A 17049-nucleotide genomic window follows, 5' to 3' on the forward strand; every position below is an offset into this window, starting at 1 on the left:
AGGCGGGCTCCATACTGGATGGCCGGCGATAGCCTGCCATCCATGGGGAGCCGAAAGCGACGGCGTCGTGCACCCGCGACGGTCGTCGTGTCGCCACCGGAGCGGAGGACGCCATGGTGGCGGCACCCCCTCACCTGGATGTTGGCGGTCATCCTCGGGGCGCCCGCCGCGTACGGCACCACGATCCTCGTCGCCTATCTCAACGCGCACCGGTCGGCGGAATCCATCGGTGAGGCCCTGGCCGGACAGGACGCGATCAAGATCCTCGGAATGGAGCGGTTGCGGGACGACAACGGCCGAGCCGGCTACGTCGTCCCCGCCGGCACCGACCCACGCCCGCTGAAACAGGCGATGACGTACGACCCGGTGCACGGACGGCTGGTGGACCCGGAGGTCGAACACCGGTGGGCGACCGAGAACAACGCCGTCGACGTCGCCGCCACCGCCTGGCAGGTAACGCTCGAAGGCAATCGAAGCGAGCCTGTCGTGATCACCGACATCAAACCGGTGGAGATCCAGTGCGGGGTGCCGTTGACGGGTGGCTACGTCAACCTCGGCAGGCAGGGGGAGGGCGACAAGCCCCATCTCGAGGTCACCATCGACTCCTCCCGGCCGGTCTTCGACCGCATCGGCGAGGAGGACGGCGACATCGCGAACTACTTCTCGAAGAAGTTCATCACCCTCGACCCGAACGAGAAGTTCGTGCTGGTGTTCATCGGCCGGACCGACGAGAAGCACTGCACGTGGCGCTACCAGCTGACCTACCTGGACGGCTCCGTCGGCGGCGCGCAGCAGATCCTCTCCGCCCCGGGCGGTAAACCGTTCGAGAGCACCAGCCACGTCATCCGGGACACCGACACGCACGCCTGGGTGATTCCCGGCGGGTACGAATCCGTGTGCAGTGACGACCTGGCCCCGATCGTCAGCGGTGAGAACTACCGCGCGCTCCTGCGAGGCGAGATCGAGTGCGTGTGATCCGGCGCGTCCTCGCCGCGGGCCTGGTGTTGGCACTGGCCGCGTGCACCGACGCGGCTCCCGAGACGACGCGTACGCCGAGCGCCTCCGGTCAGACCTACGCCGTCCTCACCAGTGGGCGGCTGCTGCTGGTGACCGGTGACACCGTCACCTTCACCCTCGATGGCGACTTCGCCGGTGGCGTCGACTCGATGGCGTGGACCGGCGACGGGCGCTACCTGGTCCTGGCATCCGGCGCGGACCGCGCGGAGCGCACTCTGTCGATTTTGGACGGCCACGACGGCCGGGCCCGCACCATTCCCTGCCCGGACTGCCAGGATCCGGTGGGCCTGCCGGGCAGCCGCGTCGTGGTGGCCGACTCGCAGCGTGGGCTCAGCATCGTGGACGCGGAACGGGGCGAACTCAGCAAGATCCCCTCGCAGTTGCCCTTCCACTCTCTCGGCTTGCGGGTGCTGGACGCCGCCGACGACCGGGTCCTGGTGGCGGGCGCCGACACCGACATGGTTGCCCCCTCCGGTGGCCCGGAGGACATGTACGAGGTGCGGCTCTCCGGCGAGACCACCCCGCTCGGCTCGACCGAGGCCAACGCGCCGGTGCGCGCCAGGCTCGGCCCCGACGGGAAACTGGCGATCGTGATGGGCTTCCACGGGGGCGCGTGCGCGCAGGGGTCGGCGGTGCAGGTGCGGCCGGGAGGCACCTGGCTCGACCCGCCGACGGTGCCGATCCGCGAGGCCGACGGGCTCGGGGCCACCCTGGGCCCCTACGCGGCGTACTCCGACGTGTGGTGGGCGCCCGACGGCCGGCTGCACGCCCTCGCCAGGGCCTGGAAGTGCACGGACCGGGGTGACACGACGACCGTCCCGGAGGATCCTCCCGTGCTCGCCCTCGCCCTCGACGCCACGGGCTGGACGATCCTCCCGCAGGCGCCGGCCAGCCACGTGGTCGTCGAGAGATGGCGCGACGGCACCCTCACGGTGCTGCGAGACGGCACACCGATGAAGATCGGTGACGACACCATCGCCGTGACGCTCAGACCCGCCTGATCCGCGTCGTCAGGGTCGACCGGGCAGCCGACCCGCCTCGATGATGCGGGCCAGGAACTGGCGGGTGCGGGGGTGGGTCGGCGCGGCGAGGACCTGCTCGGGCGGGCCGGACTCGATCACCCGTCCGGCGTCCAGGAAGCAGACCTGGTCGGCCACGTCGCGGGCGAACCCCATCTCGTGGGTGGCCAGGACCATCGTCATCCCCTCCGCCTTCAGGTCGCGGATCATGGTCAACACCTCGCCGACCAGCTCCGGGTCCAACGCCGAGGTGACCTCGTCGAGCAGCAGCAGCCGGGGCGAGTTGGCCAGCGCCCGGACGATCGCCACCCGTTGCTGCTGACCACCGGAGAGCCGGTCCGGGTAGGCGTCCGCCTTCTCCGCCAGCCCCACCCGGGCCAGCAGCTCCCGGGCGCGCTGCTCGGCCTCGGCCCGCGAGTGCCCGTGCACCCGCCGGGGCGCGAGGGTGATGTTGTCCAGCACGTTCAGGTGCGGAAACAGGTTGTACGACTGGAAGACCATGCCGATGCGGCGGCGTACCCGATCCGGGTCGACGCCCGGGGCGGAGATCTCCTCACCGTCCAGCGCGATGGTGCCGTCGTGCAACTCCTCCAGCAGGTTGACGCAGCGCAGCAGGGTCGACTTGCCGGATCCCGACGCCCCGATCAACGCCACCACCTGATGTTCGGCGACGGTCAGGTCGAGCCCGTCGAGGACGACCTGGCCGCCGAACTCCTTGCGCAGCCCCCGGCAGCGCAGCACCTCCGGGGCCGACGTCGCACCCATGGTCAACCTCCGGACTGGCGTCGGGCGGCCCGCAGCGTCACCTGGTCGGTGACGGCGATCAGCGGGATCGCGAGCAGGACGAAGAGCACGCCGGCCAGGATGTACGGCGTGTAGTTGAAGGTCTGCGCGCTGGCCAGTTGCGCCGCCCGTACCGCGTCGATCGGACCGGCCAGCGAGATCAGCCCGACGTCCTTCTGCAACGACACCACGTCGTTGAGCAGCGGTGGCGCCACCCGACGCACGGCCTGTGGCAGCACCACGTGTCGCATGGCCTGCCGGTAGCTGAGCCCCAGCGACCGGGCCGCGGCGAGCTGGCTCGGATGCACCGACTCGATGCCGGCGCGGAACACCTCGGCCAGGTAGCCGCCGTAGGTGAGGATCAACGCAAGCGCGCCCAGCACCAGCACCGACGGTGTGCCCTGTAGCCGCAACCCGGGCACACCGAAGGCGAACAGGTAGAGCACGATGATCAGCGGCAGCCCACGGAACGTGTACGTGTAACCGGCCGCGAGGGCCCGGACCGGGAAGAAGACCGGTCCGCGCAGCGTCCGCAGCACCGCGATCAGCAGCCCCAGCAGCAGTGCCCCGATCGCGCAGCAGACCAGCAGCCGCACGTTGAGCCAGAGCCCGGTCAGCACCCGGGGCAACGCGTCCCAGGCGACCTGCGGGTCGAGGAAGGTCTGGCGTACCCGCTCCCAGCCGGGTGCTCCGGTGACCGTGACCGCCAGCAGCGTGCCGACCACCGCCGTGGAGGCGGCGGCGACCAGCACGCTGACCACGGTCTGCCGACGGCGGTACGCGTTCCTCGCCAGCTGGGCGGGCGAGGGCTGGTGCGCGGTGGTGCTCACGTCAGTTCGGGCGCTCGCGCCTCCTGGGCGAGCCACTGCTCCTCCAACTGCCTGAGGACGCCCTCGCTGGCGAGCTGCCCGACCGCCGCGCTGACGCAACCGGTGAGCGGGGAGTCCTTGTCCAGCAGCAGCCCGAACGCCTCCGGGCTGCCGACCTGGGGCAGCTGCCCGACGATGACCGCGTCGTCGATCTCCGCGCTGGTGATGTAGAACGCGGTGGGCAGGTCCACCACCAGGCCGTCGATCTGGCCGTTCTGGAGGGCCTTTTTGGCGTCGTCGTTGCTGTTGTAGACCCGTGGCTCGGACTTCGGCTGCACCACGTCGGTGATCGCCTGGTAGCTGGTCGTGCCGACCTGGGCGCCGAGTCGGGCGTCCCGCAGGTCGGCCAGTGCGCCGCTGCCGGCGATCTTGGAGGACTTCATTGCGATGACCGTCTGCCGCACGAGGTAGTACGGGGCGGAGAAGTCGACCGCCTGCTTGCGCTCGTCGGTGATCGAGAACTGGTTGATGTCGAAGTCGAAGTCCTTCGGCCCCGGCGCGATCGCGGCGTCGAACCGTACCCGCGTCCAGGTGACCTCGTCGCGGGTGTAGCCGAGCCGCTCGGCCACCGCGTAGGCCACGGCGGACTCGAAGCCCTTGCCGTTGTCCGGCTTGTCGTCGACGAACCACGGCTGGTAGGCCGGCTCGTCGGTGGCGATGGTGAGCTTGCCCGCAGTCTGGGTGGGCAGGCTGTCCTTGGTGCACGCCGCCGACGCGGTCGGCATGGGCGCCGGCTGGACCTGCGGTGTGCAGGCGCTGGCCGCGAGCAGAACGGTCGCCGCGGTGGCGAAAGCGAGGGTACGCGGGGTGGTGACCATGGCCGACAGCGTACGACCCTCATCGGTGGAGATCGAAGGGTCATCCCATCATGTCGGTGGGGAACGCGGTCCCGTCCACCGGTCACCACCGACCCGGTGCACGTGGCGACCGAGGGCGACTGAAAGAATCCGTCTCCGTGAAGACGTTCGAGGAGTTGTTCGCGGAGTTGCAGGCCAAGGCAGCGGCCGGCACCCCCGGCTCGGGCACGGTCGCCGCACTGGAGAAGGGCGTGCACTTCATCGGCAAGAAGGTCGTCGAGGAGGCGGCCGAGTCGTGGATGGCCGCCGAGCACGAGGGGCCGGAGCGCACCGCCGAGGAGATCTCCCAACTGCTCTACCAGGTCCAGGTGCTGATGCTGGCCAGTGGTCTCGACCTCAAGGACGTCTACCGACATCTGTGAGTGCCCCCACCGTCGACCAGAACCGATCGAAGGAGCACTCCGTCATGCTGCGTGTCGCCGTACCCAACAAGGGCGCCCTGGCCGATTCGGCCGCCCAGATGCTGCGTGAGGCGGGTTACCGCCAGCGCACCGACCCCAAGGACCTCGTCTGCCGCGACGAGGCAAACGACATCGAATTCTTCTACCTGCGGCCGAAGGACATCGCCACCTACGTCGGCTCCGGTGACCTGGACGTCGGCATCACCGGCCGGGACCTGCTGATCGACTCCGGCGCGCCGGCCGAGGAGGTCGTCGACCTGAACTTCGGCCGGGCCACCTTCCGGTTCGCGGCCCGGCCGGACGACGTCGACGACGTACAGGAGTTGGGCGGGCACCGGATCGCCACCGCGTACCCGGGGCTGGTCGAGCGCCACCTCGCCGAGCTGGGCGTCAAGGCCGAGGTGATCCGGCTCGACGGCGCGGTGGAGAACGCCATCCGGCTGGGCGTCGCCGACGTGGTCGCCGACGTGGTCGAGACCGGGGCGACCCTGCGCCAGGCGGGCCTGGTGGTCTTCGGTGAGCCCCTGCTGCGCTCCTCGGCGGTGCTGGTCCGCCGGGTCGGCGCGGCCCCGCACCCGCAGGCCGAGCAGCTGCTGCGCCGGCTGCACGGGGTGCTGGTGGCCCGGCGTTACGTGATGCTCACCTACGACGTGCCGGCCGGGCTGCTGGAGCAGGCCAGCGCGCTGACCCCGGGCATCGAGTCGCCGACGGTCTCCCCGTTGCACCGGGAGGGCTGGGTGGCCGTGCAGGCCATGGTGCTCCGCGACGAGGTGCACCGGATCATGGACGAGCTGTACGAAGTCGGTGCCCGCGCGATCCTGGTCACCAACATGCACGCCTGTCGGCTGTGAGGCCGCCGCCGGTAGCGGTCGCACTCACCCTGGTCGTCCTCGGCGGAACCGCGTCCGCGGCCCAGGGCGCGGTCAACGCGGAACTGGGCCAGCGGGTCGGCAACGCCTCCCTGGGCGCGGTCGTCAACAACCTCGGTGGCTGCCTGCTGGTGCTGCTCGGGCTGCTGGTACTGCCGTCGATGCGAACCGGGCTGGCCGCCCTGCGGCGCTCCCGCCTGCCCTGGTGGTCGTACCTGGGTGGGTTGGGTGGCGCGGCCATCGTGGTGCTGGCCGCGTACGCCGTACCGGTGCTCGGGGTCGCGGTGTTCACCATCGCCCAGGTGGCCGGTGGCAGCCTCGGCGGCCTGGCGTCGGACCGGGTCGGCCTGGCCCCGGTGGGGCGGCTGCCGCTGACCGCGCCCCGGGTGGCCGGGGCGCTGCTCGGGGTGGCCGCGGTGGGCCTGGCCCAGCTCGGCCAGCCCGTCGGTGACCTGGCCGTCGGGGTGCTCCTGCTGGCGGTGGCCGGCGGCATCGGCGTGGCTCTGCAGGCGGCGCTCAACGGCCGGATCTCGGCGGCCGGTTCGGCCGCCGCCGGGGTCGCGGTCAACTTCGTCGTCAGTACGCCGGCGGTGCTGCTGGTCGCGGCGCTGGCCGGCGCGTTCACCGGTCCGCCGATCCGCTGGCCGGACGGCTGGCACCTCTACACCGGTGGGCTGCTCGGGGTGGTGATCGTGGCCAGCCTGGTGGTGGGGGTACGCGCGGCGGGCGTGCTGCGTACCGGTCTGGCGCTGGTCGGCGGGCAACTCGCCGGCGCGGTGCTGTTGGACCTGCTGCTGCCGCAGGGGCCGGGGGTCCGGTTGCCGGTGCTGGCGGGTGCCCTGTTGACTCTGCTCGCGGTGCTGGTCGCCGGGCGTGGCCCGCGTGCCGCCACCGCCGAGGTCGACGGCGGCGCGCTCCGTGTGGCGCCGGAGGGCACGCCGGGTCCGGATGGCAGACTGGGTGGATGAGTCAGATCCGCCTGCGACCGCGCCGCATCCGGTTGGTCTGCTGGATCGCGGCACCCGTGCTGGTCGTGGTGTTCGCCCTGATCGCGACCACGCTGACCGGTCCGACCGGGAACGGCTACGGCACCTTCCAGCGTGGTGACCAACTGGCGATGATCGGGCTCGGCGTGATCTTCGCGCTCGGCGCGCTGGTGTTCACCCGTCCCCGGGTCGACGCCGACGCCCGGGGCATCCGAGTCCGCAACATCATCGGCTCGTACGAGCTGCCCTGGGAGGTCGTCCGGGGCGTCCGGTTCGACCGGGGCGCCCCCTGGGCGGCCCTGGAGCTCTACGACGACGACCTGCTGCCGGTGGTCGCCCTCCAGGCCGCCGACAAGCAACTCGCGGTCGACGGTGTCCGCGCGCTGCGCCGCCTGCACCAGGCGTACCTGGCCGACGTCGCCGAGCGCGCGGCCCGCTGAGCGGTACCGGTCGCCGGGGGCGGTTTGGGGCCTCGGTCATCGAGGGTGTAGTGTTGTCGAGTCGACCAGGCTGTCCGCTCTCGCGGGCTGCCATGAAAGCGGAGCGCCTGCTCCCACCCGAGTCGCCGACTGTGGCGTCCGGGTCCGGTCACCGGTTCCGGGCACGTCCCGGCTCCGGATGCGCGATCCTGTGATCGTGCCGACCGGTCGAGCAGGCCCTGGCATATGCCAGGGCCTTCTACTTTCCGGGCCGGCTCCCACCGGGAGCCGCAGGGTCGGCCACGCATGAAGAACCGACTCGAGGAGGCCCCATCAGCGTCGAACCACGCGTGAACGAGCAGATCCGGGCACGTGAGGTCCGACTGGTCGGCCCCGAGGGTGAGCAGGTGGGCATCGTCCCGCTGGAGCGCGCCCTTCAGCTGGCCGCGGACGTCGATCTGGACCTGGTCGAGGTTGCGCCGATGGCGCGCCCGCCGGTGTGCAAGCTCATGGACTTCGGCAAGTTCAAGTACGAGAGCGCACTGAAGGCGCGCGAAGCGCGGCGTAACCAGCAGCAGACCGTCATCAAGGAAATGAAGCTCCGGCCGAAGATCGATCCGCACGACTACGAGACCAAGAAGGGTCACGTGGTGCGGTTCCTCAAGGCCGGCGACAAGGTCAAGGTGACGATCATGTTCCGCGGTCGCGAGCAGAGCCGCCCGGAGCTGGGCTACCGGCTCCTGCGCCGGCTCGAGTCCGAGATCACGGAACTGGGATACGTCGAGTCCGCTCCTAAGCAGGACGGCCGAAACATGATCATGGTTCTCGCTCCGCACCGGGCCGTGAAGGCCTCCGCGGTCGCCGCCACGGCGTCCCGTGGTGGGCCCCGGGAGCGGACCGCGGAGGAGCCCGCGGCGGCCGCCGAACCGGCGGTGACCAGTGAGAGCGCAGCAGCCGGCGAGACCGGCAAGACCGCTGACACCAGCGGTCAGTAACAGGGGAGAAGACGTTCCACATGCCGAAGATGAAGAGCCACACGGGGACGGGTAAGCGCGTCCGCGTGACCGGCAAGGGTAAGATCATGAAGCAGCAGGCCGGTCTGCGGCACAACCTGGAGAAGAAGCCCTCCACCCGCACCCGCCGGCTGACCGGCGTGGTCGAGGCCGCCAAGTCCGACGTCAAGCGCCTCAAGAAGCTGCTCGGCCGCTGACGCGCGCCACCTGAGTCCAAGAAGGAGTTGAGATGGCACGCGTCAAGCGGGCTGTTAACGCCCAGAAGAAGCGTCGTACCCTGCTGGAGACCGCGAGTGGTTACCGCGGTCAGCGCTCCCGGCTGTACCGCAAGGCCAAGGAGCAGGTGCTGCACTCGATGCAGTACGCCTACCGGGACCGTCGTGACCGCAAGGGCGACTTCCGGCAGCTGTGGATCCAGCGGATCAACGCTGGTGCCCGCGCCAACGGGATGACCTACAACCGGCTGATCCAGGGCCTGCGCCTGGCCGGCATCGAGGTCGACCGCAAGATCCTGGCTGACCTGGCCGTCAACGACGCCGCCGCGTTCGCGGCGATCGTCGAGCTGGCCCGGGCCGCGGTGCAGGCCGAGGGCACCGGCGGCGCGTCGGCCCAGGCCGCCTGAGTCCCACGCAGCGCATCCAGGCGCCCCTCGGTGACCGGGGGGGCGCCTGGCGCGTGTGGCGGAGAACCTCATGCTCTTCACCCCGCGTACGCCCCGGGTGGTGGCCGCGCGTCGGCTCCAGCGTCGCCGCGAGCGCGACGCCACCGGCCGGTTCCTGGCCGAGGGACCTCAGGCGGTCCGGGAGGCGCTGGCCCGTCCCCGCACCGTGCTGGAGCTGTTCGGCACCCCCGCCGCCCTCGACCGGTACGCCGACCTGGCGGCGAGCGCCGCCGCCACCGACGTACCCGTCTCCGAGGTGACCGACGACGCCGTCGCCGCGCTCGCCGAGACCGTCGCCCCGCAGGGGCTGGTCGCCGTCTGCCGGCACCTCGACGTGCCCCTGGACGTCGCGCTGTCCCGCACCCCCCGACTGGTGGCGGTGCTCGTCGGGATCCGTGACCCGGGCAACGCCGGGACGGTGCTGCGTACCGCCGACGCGGCCGGTGCCACGGCGGTGGTCTTCGCCGGTGACACCGTCGACCCGTACAACGGCAAGTGCGTCAGGTCGGCGGCGGGCAGCCTGTTCCACGTCGACGTGGTCCGCGACCGTGACCCGGTCGCGGTGCTCGGCGCGGCGCGGGCCGCCGGGCTGACCGTGCTCGCGGCCACCGGTCACGGCGCGGACGACCTCGACGAGCTGGTCGACGCCGGTCGACTCGCCGCACCGACCGCCTGGCTGTTCGGATCCGAGGCGCACGGCCTGCCCGCCGAGTTGGCGGAGGCCGCCGACGCCCGGGTCCGGGTGCCGCTGCACGGGCGGGCCGAGAGCCTCAACCTTGCTGCGGCGGCGGCCGTCTGCCTGTATTCTTCGGCCAGAGCCCAGCGCTGATCCCGATCATGCGCGCACGATGGAGGAGATGCGGCCCCGATGGTGAACGCACCACGGCGTTCGTTTAGCCAGCCCGCCGGTGTCGGCGGGCGGCGGGCCTGACCTGCTCTCCACGCGACTCCCACCGGCGGGCTGCGGCACAGCCGCGCGTCCGTAGACTCTAGCGCGGTGTCCAGAACGTTCACCGGGCCGCGCCGGGCCCAGCCGACGACCGTATCCGCTTTGCCGGTCGCCGCCGGAAACCTCGCCCGCGACATCGCCGACGTTCCTGGACACCGCACTTGCCGCCCGCGAGGGCTGGCGCCGTCGTGAGGGAGTGCCCGTACGCCATGACTTACCGCAACGATCCGTACGACCCGAAGCAGGTCGCGCTGCTCGATCCGGCCGCCCTGGCCGAGGCAGTGGCCGAGGCCGAGAAGGCGTTCGCCGCCGCCGGTGACCCCGATGAGCTGGCCGCGGTGCGTCCGGCGCACCTGGGGGACCGGGCCCCGGTCGCGTTGGCCCGTCGGGAGATCGGCGCGCTGCCGCCGGCCGCCAAGGCCGATGCCGGCAAGCGGGTCAACGAGGCCCGCCGCGCCATCGAGCAGGCGTACGCCGCCCGCGCCGAGGTGCTGGAACGGGAGGAGGCCGAGCGGGTCCTGGTCGCCGAACGAGTCGACGTGACGTTGCCGTACGACCGGCACCCGCGCGGCGCCCGGCACCCGATCACCGTCCTGATGGAGCAGATCAGCGATCTGTTCGTCGGGATGGGCTACGAGGTGGCCGAGGGGCCCGAGGTCGAGTTGGAGTGGACCAACTTCGACGCGCTGAACATCCCCGTCGACCACCCGGCCCGAGGGCTGATGGACACCTTCCACATCGCACCGGAGGGCTCCGGGCTGGTGCTGCGTACGCACACCTCGCCGGTGCAGGCACGCACGATGCTCAGCCGGAAGCCACCGATCTACGTGGTGGTTCCCGGCCGGGTCTACCGCACCGACGAGTTGGACGCCACCCACTCCCCGGTCTTCCACCAGGTGGAGGGTCTGGTGGTGGACAAGGGCATCACGATGGCGCACCTGCGCGGCACCCTCGACCACTTCGCCCGCGCCATGTTCGGCGCCGGTGCGAAGACCCGGTTCCGGCCGCACTACTTCCCGTTCACCGAGCCGTCGGCCGAGTTCGACGTGTGGTTCCCGGAGCACCGTAAGGGCCCGCAGTGGGTCGAGTGGGGTGGCTGCGGCATGGTCAATCCTCGGGTACTGCGGGCGTGTGGCATCGACCCGGAGGTCTACTCCGGCTTCGCGTTCGGCATGGGCATCGACCGCACCGTGATGTTCCGGCACGGGGTGGGCGACATGCGGGATCTGGTCGAGGGCGACGTCCGGTTCACCCGGGCGTTCGGCCACGGGGCTTAGTGCGGGCGCGAGTTACGGAGACGGTGGTTACCAGTAATGCGAGTTTCTCTCAGTTGGCTGCGGGAGTACGTCGACCTTCCCGACCTGACCGTTGACGAGCTGGAGCGGGCCCTGGTGGATCTCGGCATCGAAGTCGAGTCCATCGTGGACCTGTCCGGCACGGTGACCGGGCAACTGGTGGTCGGCGAGGTCCTGGAGATCGAGGAGCTGACCGGCTTCAAGAAGCCGATCCGGTTCTGCCGGGTGAACGTGGGCACCGCCAACGGCACCGGCGAGCCGCAGGAGATCGTCTGTGGCGCCCGCAACTTCGCCCCCGGGGACCGGGTCGTGGTGATCCTGCCCGGTGGGGTGCTGCCCGGTGGCTTCGCCATCGGAGCCCGCAAGACGTACGGGCGCAACTCCAACGGCATGATCTGCTCGGCCAAGGAACTGGGGCTGGGCGACGACCACTCCGGCATCCTGGTGCTGCCCGAGGACGTCGCGGCCGAACCCGGCGACGACGCCCGTCCGGTGGTCGGCCTCTGCGACATCGTCGTCGAGGTCGAGATCACCCCGGACCGGGGCTACCAGATGTCGCTGCGTGGGCTCGCCCGTGAACTGGCGCACGCCTTCGGTGTCGACTACACCGACCGGGGTCGAGTACCCGCCACCCCCGCCACCCCCGAGCCGGCGTACCCGGTGGAGGTGCGCGATCCGGTCGGCTGCGACCGGTTCGCGGCCCGGATGGTGCGCGGCGTCGACCCGTCGGCGCAGACCCCGGAGTGGATGCGGCAACGGCTCACCATCGCCGGCATCCGCAACATCTCGCTGCCGGTCGACATCACCAACTACGTGATGCTCGAACTCGGCCAGCCGATGCACGCCTTCGACGCCGACCGGATCGAAGGCCCGCTGGTGGTGCGCCGGGCGGTGCCGGGGGAGAAGCTGACCACGCTCGACGGGGTGACCCGGGCGCTCGCCCAGGAGGACATGGTCATCTGCGACGCCGGGCTGCCGAACCCGGTCGCCGGTGAGGGCTCCGGCATGCCGATCTCGCTCGCCGCCGTGATGGGCGGGGAGACCAGTGAGGTCCTGCCGGGCACCGTCAACGTGCTGTTCGAGGCCGCGCACTGGGATCCGGCGATGGTCGGCCGCACCGCACGTCGGCACAAGCTGTTCAGCGAGGCGGCGAAGCGCTGGGAGCGGGGAGTGGATCCGGCGCTGCCGTTGGTCGCGTTGGACCGGGCCGTCGAACTGCTCACCTCGTACGCCGGCGGCACCGCCAGTGACGAGGTGCTGGACATCGACCACGTCCGGCCGCCCGCCCCGATCACCCTGCCGGTCGACCTGCCCGGTCGGCGGGTCGGGGTGGACTACCCGCCGGAGCGGGTGGTCGCCCTGCTGGAGCAGGTCGGCTGCACCGTGGTCCGTGGTCCCGACCGGCTGGCCGAGGACCCGGGCGAGACGGCGGTGGCCGCCGGGGACCACGACACGCTCAGCGTCACCCCGCCGACCTGGCGACCCGACCTGACCGACCCGGCGGACCTGATCGAGGAGGTGGTCCGCCTCGACGGGTACGACAAGGTGCCGTCGGTGCTGCCGACCGCGCCGCCCGGCCGGGGGCTGACCTGGCAGCAGCGGCGCAACCGGGCGGTGTCCCGCGCCCTGGCCGAGCGGGGCCACGTGGAGGTCCTGGCGCACCCGTTCGTCGCCACCGGCCTGGCCGACCAACTCGGCCTGCCCGCCGACGACCCGCGCCGCCGGGCGGTGCGGGTGGCCAACCCGCTGTCCGAGGAGGAGCCGCTGCTGCGCACCACGCTGCTCGGCCCGCTGCTCGGCATCGTCCGGCGCAACCTCGGCCGTGGCCTACGGGACCTGTCCCTCTACGAGATCGGCACGGTCTTCCACCCCCGGCCGGACGCCGGAAGCCCGCCCGCGATGGGCGTGGACCGCCGTCCCACCGACGCGGAGTTCGCCGCCGCCGACGCCGTGGTGCCGCACCAACCCCGGCACGTCGCCGTCGTGCTGACCGGCGACATCGAGCCGGCCGGCTGGTGGGGTGACGGCCGGGCGGCGGGCTGGGCGGACGCCATCGAGGCGGGCCGGACGGTACTCGCCGCCGCCGGCATCCCCGACCGGTGGATCGAGGTACGGGCCGCCGAGTACGCCCCCTGGCATCCGGGTCGCTGCGCGGAGCTCCTGGTCAACGGGACGGTCGTCGGTCACGCCGGTGAGCTGCACCCACAGGTCGTGGCGACGCTGGAGCTGCCGAGGCGGACCTGCGCCATGGAGCTGGACCTGGACGCCGTGCCGTCGCCCCCGCCGGCCAGCGCGCCGATGGTGTCGCCCTTCCCACCGGCGCTGATCGACGTGGCGCTGGTGGTGGACGATTCGGTGCCGGCGGAGCAGGTGCGCCAGGCGCTCGTCGAGGGCGCCGGTGAGCTGCTGGAGTCGATCCGGCTGTTCGACCTGTACGCCTCGGAGCAGCTCGGCGCCGGTCGCAAGTCGCTGGCGTACAAGCTCACCTTCCGTGCCCCGGACCGGACGTTGACGGTCGAGGAGGCGGTGGCCGCCCGCGACGCGGCGGTGGCCCGCGCCGCCGACCGCTTCGGCGCCACCCTCCGCGGCGCCTGACATGTAAGGAAGGGCACCTTCTTAACGCCTGCTGTATAGGAAGGGCCCCTTTTTATCGCCTGCCACCCCCCAGGCGATAAAAAGGGGCCCTTCCTTCATGCCGTACGGGGGTGGGCGGCAAACGGGCGGTGTGCTGACGGTGGCGGTGTCGATGCGGTAGGTGGTGGGTCGACCGAAAGGTCAAGACCGATGGCTGTTTGGTTACCCGCGAGTTACCTCCGAGCGGTTAGCCTGCTTGGATTCCGAGTGCCGCCACCGTCACCACCCCGCCACCCCCACGGGAGTCCCCCTCATGTCCGATGATCCACCCGCCTCGGTCGACGTCTGCATAGTCGGTGGTTGTGGCCGGGTGGGCCTGCCACTGGGCATCGCCTTCGCCACCCGAGGGCTGTCCGTCGTGCTGTACGACATCAACGCCGAGGCCGTCGCCGGTGTCAACGCGGCCACCCTGCCCTTCGCCGAGCCCGGCGCGGCCGCTCCACTGGCCGAGGCGGTGGCCGCCGGACGGCTGCGGGCCACCACCGACCCGGCTGCCGTCGGCGTCTCCGAGCACCTGGTCGTCGTGGTCGGCACACCGGTCGACGAGCACCTCAACCCGGATCTCGGTGCCGTGCCCCGCGCCCTGGAACGCTGCGCCGAGCACCTGCGCGACGGCCAGCTGATCGTGCTGCGCAGCACCGTCTACCCGGGCGTGACCGCGTTGACCGAGAAGCTGCTGGCCGGCAAGGGACTGCGCGCGGACGTCGCGTTCTGCCCGGAGCGGATCGCCGAGGGCCGGGCGATGACCGAGTTGTTCACCCTGCCGCAGATCGTCGCCGCGCGGACCCTGGAGGCGCTGACCCGGGCGGAGAAGCTGTTCCGGCACCTGACCGACCAGATCGTCCCGCTCGAGCCCGAGGAGGCCGAGCTGGCGAAGCTGTTCACCAACACCTGGCGGTACATCAAGTTCGCCACCGCCAACCAGTTCTGGATGATGGCCAACGACTTCGGGCTGGACTTCGCCCGGATCCGGCACGCGGTGGCGTACGACTATCCGCGTGCGGCGGACCTGCCGATGCCGGGGTTCGCGGCCGGGCCGTGTCTGTTCAAGGACACCATGCAGCTGGCCGCGTTCAACCGGAACAACTTCGTCCTCGGCCACTCGGCGATGCTGATCAACGAAGGGTTGCCGCTGTACCTGGTGTCCCGTCTGGAGGACCGGTTCGACCTGGCCACCTCGACGGTGGGGATTCTCGGCATGGCCTTCAAGGGCGGCAGCGACGACCCCCGGGAGAGCCTGGCGTACAAGCTGCGCAAGATCCTGGCGTTGAAGACGCGCGAGACGCTGTGCACCGACCCGTACGTGCCCGACGAGCGCCTCGTCGACCTCGACGAGGTGCTGCGCCGGGCCGACCTGCTGGTCATCGCCGCGCCCCACGAGCAGTACGCCCACCTCGACACCGAGAAACCGGTGGTCGACATGTGGGGGCTGACCGGGCAGGGGGTGCGGGTGTGAACCCCCGGGTCTCGGTGATCGTGCCGGTCTACAACGAGGGCGAGGCGATCGTCCGCTGCCTGGAGCGGATGCTGCGCGAGATGCTGCTGCCCGCCGAGGTGCTCATCGTGCACGACATGCCGGAGGACACCACCGTCCCGTACGTCGAGCGGATCGCGCGTACCGACCCGAGGGTCCGGGCGGTGCTCAACACCTACGGTCGGGGCCCGGCGAACGCGATCCGGTTCGGCATCGACGCGGCGCGGGCACCGGTCGCGGTGGTGACCATGGCCGACGGATGCGACGATCCCCGCCAGATCGACGAGCTGGCCCGGTTGGTGGACCGGGGCGTGGTGGTCGCCGCGGCCTCCCGCTACATGCCGGGTGGCCAGCAGGTCGGTGGGCCGAGGCTGAAGCGGATGCTGTCCCGCTGGGCGGGCCGCAGCCTGTACACCTTCGCCCGGGTGGGCACCCGCGACGCCACCAACAGCTTCAAGGCGTACGACACGGACTTCGTCCGGCAGGTCGGCATCGAGTCACGGACCGGCTTCGAGATCGGGCTGGAACTGACCGCGAAGGCCACCCGGCTGCGCCTGCCGGTGGCCGAGATCCCCACCATCTGGCTGGATCGGCCGCTCGGCGAGTCCCACTTCGACCTGGGGCGCTTCCTCCCCGGCTACCTGCGCTGGTACCTGTTCGCCTACGGTCGACGACTGAGCCGGGAGAAGTTGACCGCCCGGGTGCGGAAGCCGGCGGTGCCGGCACCGCGCGGCACCGAGTTCGAGAAGACGGCATAGGAGCGTACGTGGCGAAGGTCCTGGTAACTGGTTCGGCCGGCTTCATCGGCGGCTACCTCGTCGCGGAGCTGCTGGAGCGCGGCCACGAGGTGGTGGGCGTCGACGACTTCTCGAAGTACGGCCCGGTCTCGCAGAGCCACGAGGGGCACCCCCGGTTCCGGTTCGTCGAGGGGGACGCCCGAGACACCGACCTGCTGACCGACCTGCTCGACGGCTGCGACCACCTGGTCGCCGGTGCGGCGATGATCGGAGGGATCTCCTACTTCCACGCGTACGCCTACGACCTGCTCGCCACCAACGAGCGGATCATGGCGGCGACCTGCGACGCGGCGATCCGGGCGCATCGCGACGGTGGCCTGTCCAAGGTCACCTATCTCTCCTCGTCGATGGTGTTCGAGTCCACCGAGCACTGGCCCAGCAGGGAGGGCGACGAGCGGCGCATTCCGCCTCCGCTGTCCTCGTACGGTTTCCAGAAGCTGGCCGTGGAGTACTACGCCCGGGCCGCCTGGGACCAGTACCGGCTGCCGTACACCATCGTGCGGCCGTTCAACTGTGTCGGCGTGGGGGAGGGGCGGGCGCTGGGGCAGGCCGAGGTGCTCTCCGGCAACGTGAAGCTGGCCATGTCGCACGTGGTGCCCGACCTGGTGCAGAAGATCGTCAAGGGGCAGGATCCGCTGCACATCCTCGGCGAGGGTGACCAGGTGCGGCACTACACCTACGGCGGTGACCTGGCTCGCGGCATCGCGCTCGCCATCGAACACCCGGCGGCCCGCAACGAGGACTTCAATCTCTCCACCGCCGAGTCGACCACGGTGCTGGAGCTGGCCGAGCTGATCTGGCGCAAGATCAAGGGACCGGACGTGCCGTTCCGGTACGTCAGCGACGAACCCTTCCAGTACGACGTACGCAAGCGGGTGCCGGACACCACCAAGGCCGCCGAGGTGCTCGGCTTCACCGCCACCACGTCGCTGGACGAGATGCTCGACGAGGTCATCCCCTGGGTGACCCGGGCCGTCGCCGAGGGTCGCCTCTGACCCGCGCCGGT

18 protein-coding genes are annotated in these 17049 nt (G+C 71.2%); 15 read left to right on the plus strand and 3 right to left on the minus strand.

Annotated features, from left to right (window positions below):
• Nucleotides 1-138: 138 nt before the first annotated feature.
• Both FF096_RS13785 and FF096_RS13790 read left to right on the plus strand, forming a co-directional pair.
• The gene (locus tag FF096_RS13785; RefSeq protein WP_155218025.1) at nucleotides 139-975 is read left to right on the plus strand and encodes a hypothetical protein; all 837 of its coding nucleotides are present in this window, start codon (nucleotides 139-141) and stop codon (nucleotides 973-975) included.
• Nucleotides 966-2018, plus strand: a complete 1053-nt coding sequence (locus tag FF096_RS13790; RefSeq protein WP_155218027.1) for a hypothetical protein — start codon at nucleotides 966-968, stop codon at nucleotides 2016-2018. Before FF096_RS13785 ends, FF096_RS13790 begins: the two co-directional genes overlap by 10 nt.
• 9 nt (nucleotides 2019-2027) lie before the next feature.
• On the opposite strand, the gene FF096_RS13795 is transcribed toward FF096_RS13790, so the two are convergent.
• The 3 genes from FF096_RS13795 to FF096_RS13805 are packed head-to-tail and all read right to left on the minus strand — an operon-like array spanning nucleotide 2028 to nucleotide 4506.
• A complete protein-coding gene (locus FF096_RS13795) occupies nucleotides 2028-2801 on the minus strand; it encodes an amino acid ABC transporter ATP-binding protein (protein ID WP_155218029.1) in 774 nt (257 codons plus the stop codon).
• Nucleotides 2802-2803: 2 nt separating this feature from the next.
• A complete protein-coding gene (locus FF096_RS13800; protein ID WP_309223254.1) occupies nucleotides 2804-3649 on the minus strand; it encodes an amino acid ABC transporter permease in 846 nt (281 codons plus the stop codon).
• Nucleotides 3646-4506, minus strand: a complete 861-nt coding sequence (locus FF096_RS13805) for an ABC transporter substrate-binding protein (RefSeq protein WP_155218031.1) — start codon at nucleotides 4504-4506, stop codon at nucleotides 3646-3648. The genes FF096_RS13800 and FF096_RS13805 overlap by 4 nt, the downstream gene beginning before the upstream one ends.
• A 119-nt stretch (nucleotides 4507-4625) precedes the next feature.
• Here FF096_RS13805 and FF096_RS13810 point away from each other — a divergent pair, with 119 nt between their 5' ends.
• The 13 genes from FF096_RS13810 to FF096_RS13870 all read left to right on the plus strand — a co-directional run bounded on the left by FF096_RS13810 (nucleotide 4626) and on the right by FF096_RS13870 (nucleotide 17038).
• On the plus strand, nucleotides 4626-4907 hold the full coding sequence (locus FF096_RS13810) for a phosphoribosyl-ATP diphosphatase (RefSeq protein ID WP_155218200.1): 282 nt from the start codon (nucleotides 4626-4628) through the stop codon (nucleotides 4905-4907).
• A gap of 44 nt (nucleotides 4908-4951) precedes the next feature.
• Nucleotides 4952-5797: an ATP phosphoribosyltransferase gene (hisG, locus tag FF096_RS13815; RefSeq protein WP_155218033.1), complete on the plus strand. Its 846-nt coding sequence runs from the start codon at nucleotides 4952-4954 to the stop codon at nucleotides 5795-5797.
• Nucleotides 5794-6783 carry a DMT family transporter gene (locus tag FF096_RS13820; RefSeq protein WP_309223255.1) on the plus strand — a complete coding sequence of 330 codons (990 nt, stop codon included), beginning with the start codon at nucleotides 5794-5796 and terminating at the stop codon, nucleotides 6781-6783. Before hisG ends, FF096_RS13820 begins: the two co-directional genes overlap by 4 nt.
• On the plus strand, nucleotides 6780-7241 hold the full coding sequence (locus tag FF096_RS13825; RefSeq protein WP_155218037.1) for a PH domain-containing protein: 462 nt from the start codon (nucleotides 6780-6782) through the stop codon (nucleotides 7239-7241). The genes FF096_RS13820 and FF096_RS13825 overlap by 4 nt, the downstream gene beginning before the upstream one ends.
• A 329-nt stretch (nucleotides 7242-7570) precedes the next feature.
• A complete protein-coding gene (infC, locus tag FF096_RS13830) occupies nucleotides 7571-8215 on the plus strand; it encodes a translation initiation factor IF-3 (RefSeq protein ID WP_309223256.1) in 645 nt (214 codons plus the stop codon).
• 20 nt (nucleotides 8216-8235) lie between these two features.
• Nucleotides 8236-8430, plus strand: a complete 195-nt coding sequence (gene rpmI, locus FF096_RS13835; protein ID WP_013732809.1) for a 50S ribosomal protein L35 — start codon at nucleotides 8236-8238, stop codon at nucleotides 8428-8430.
• Between the two features lie 32 nt (nucleotides 8431-8462).
• Nucleotides 8463-8855 (plus strand): 50S ribosomal protein L20, encoded by a 393-nt coding sequence (rplT, locus tag FF096_RS13840; protein WP_155218039.1) that lies wholly within the window; start codon nucleotides 8463-8465, stop codon nucleotides 8853-8855.
• Nucleotides 8856-8925: 70 nt separating this feature from the next.
• On the plus strand, nucleotides 8926-9723 hold the full coding sequence (locus FF096_RS13845) for an RNA methyltransferase (RefSeq protein ID WP_155218204.1): 798 nt from the start codon (nucleotides 8926-8928) through the stop codon (nucleotides 9721-9723).
• A gap of 329 nt (nucleotides 9724-10052) precedes the next feature.
• Complete coding sequence (gene pheS / locus FF096_RS13850; protein WP_155218041.1) at nucleotides 10053-11120, plus strand: phenylalanine--tRNA ligase subunit alpha; 1068 nt, start codon at nucleotides 10053-10055, stop codon at nucleotides 11118-11120.
• Nucleotides 11121-11156: 36 nt separating this feature from the next.
• Nucleotides 11157-13733 (plus strand): phenylalanine--tRNA ligase subunit beta, encoded by a 2577-nt coding sequence (pheT, locus tag FF096_RS13855; RefSeq protein ID WP_155218043.1) that lies wholly within the window; start codon nucleotides 11157-11159, stop codon nucleotides 13731-13733.
• A 292-nt stretch (nucleotides 13734-14025) separates the two neighbouring features.
• A complete protein-coding gene (locus tag FF096_RS13860) occupies nucleotides 14026-15228 on the plus strand; it encodes a nucleotide sugar dehydrogenase (protein ID WP_155218045.1) in 1203 nt (400 codons plus the stop codon).
• Nucleotides 15225-16004: a glycosyltransferase family 2 protein gene (locus tag FF096_RS13865; RefSeq protein ID WP_309223257.1), complete on the plus strand. Its 780-nt coding sequence runs from the start codon at nucleotides 15225-15227 to the stop codon at nucleotides 16002-16004. Before FF096_RS13860 ends, FF096_RS13865 begins: the two co-directional genes overlap by 4 nt.
• Nucleotides 16005-16012: 8 nt before the next feature.
• Entirely contained in the window at nucleotides 16013-17038 is a 1026-nt protein-coding gene (locus tag FF096_RS13870) for an NAD-dependent epimerase/dehydratase family protein (RefSeq protein WP_309223258.1), read from the plus strand.
• Nucleotides 17039-17049 lie beyond the last annotated feature (11 nt).

Source organism: Micromonospora sp. CP22, from assembly GCF_009712475.1.
GTDB lineage: Bacteria > Actinomycetota > Actinomycetes > Mycobacteriales > Micromonosporaceae > Micromonospora.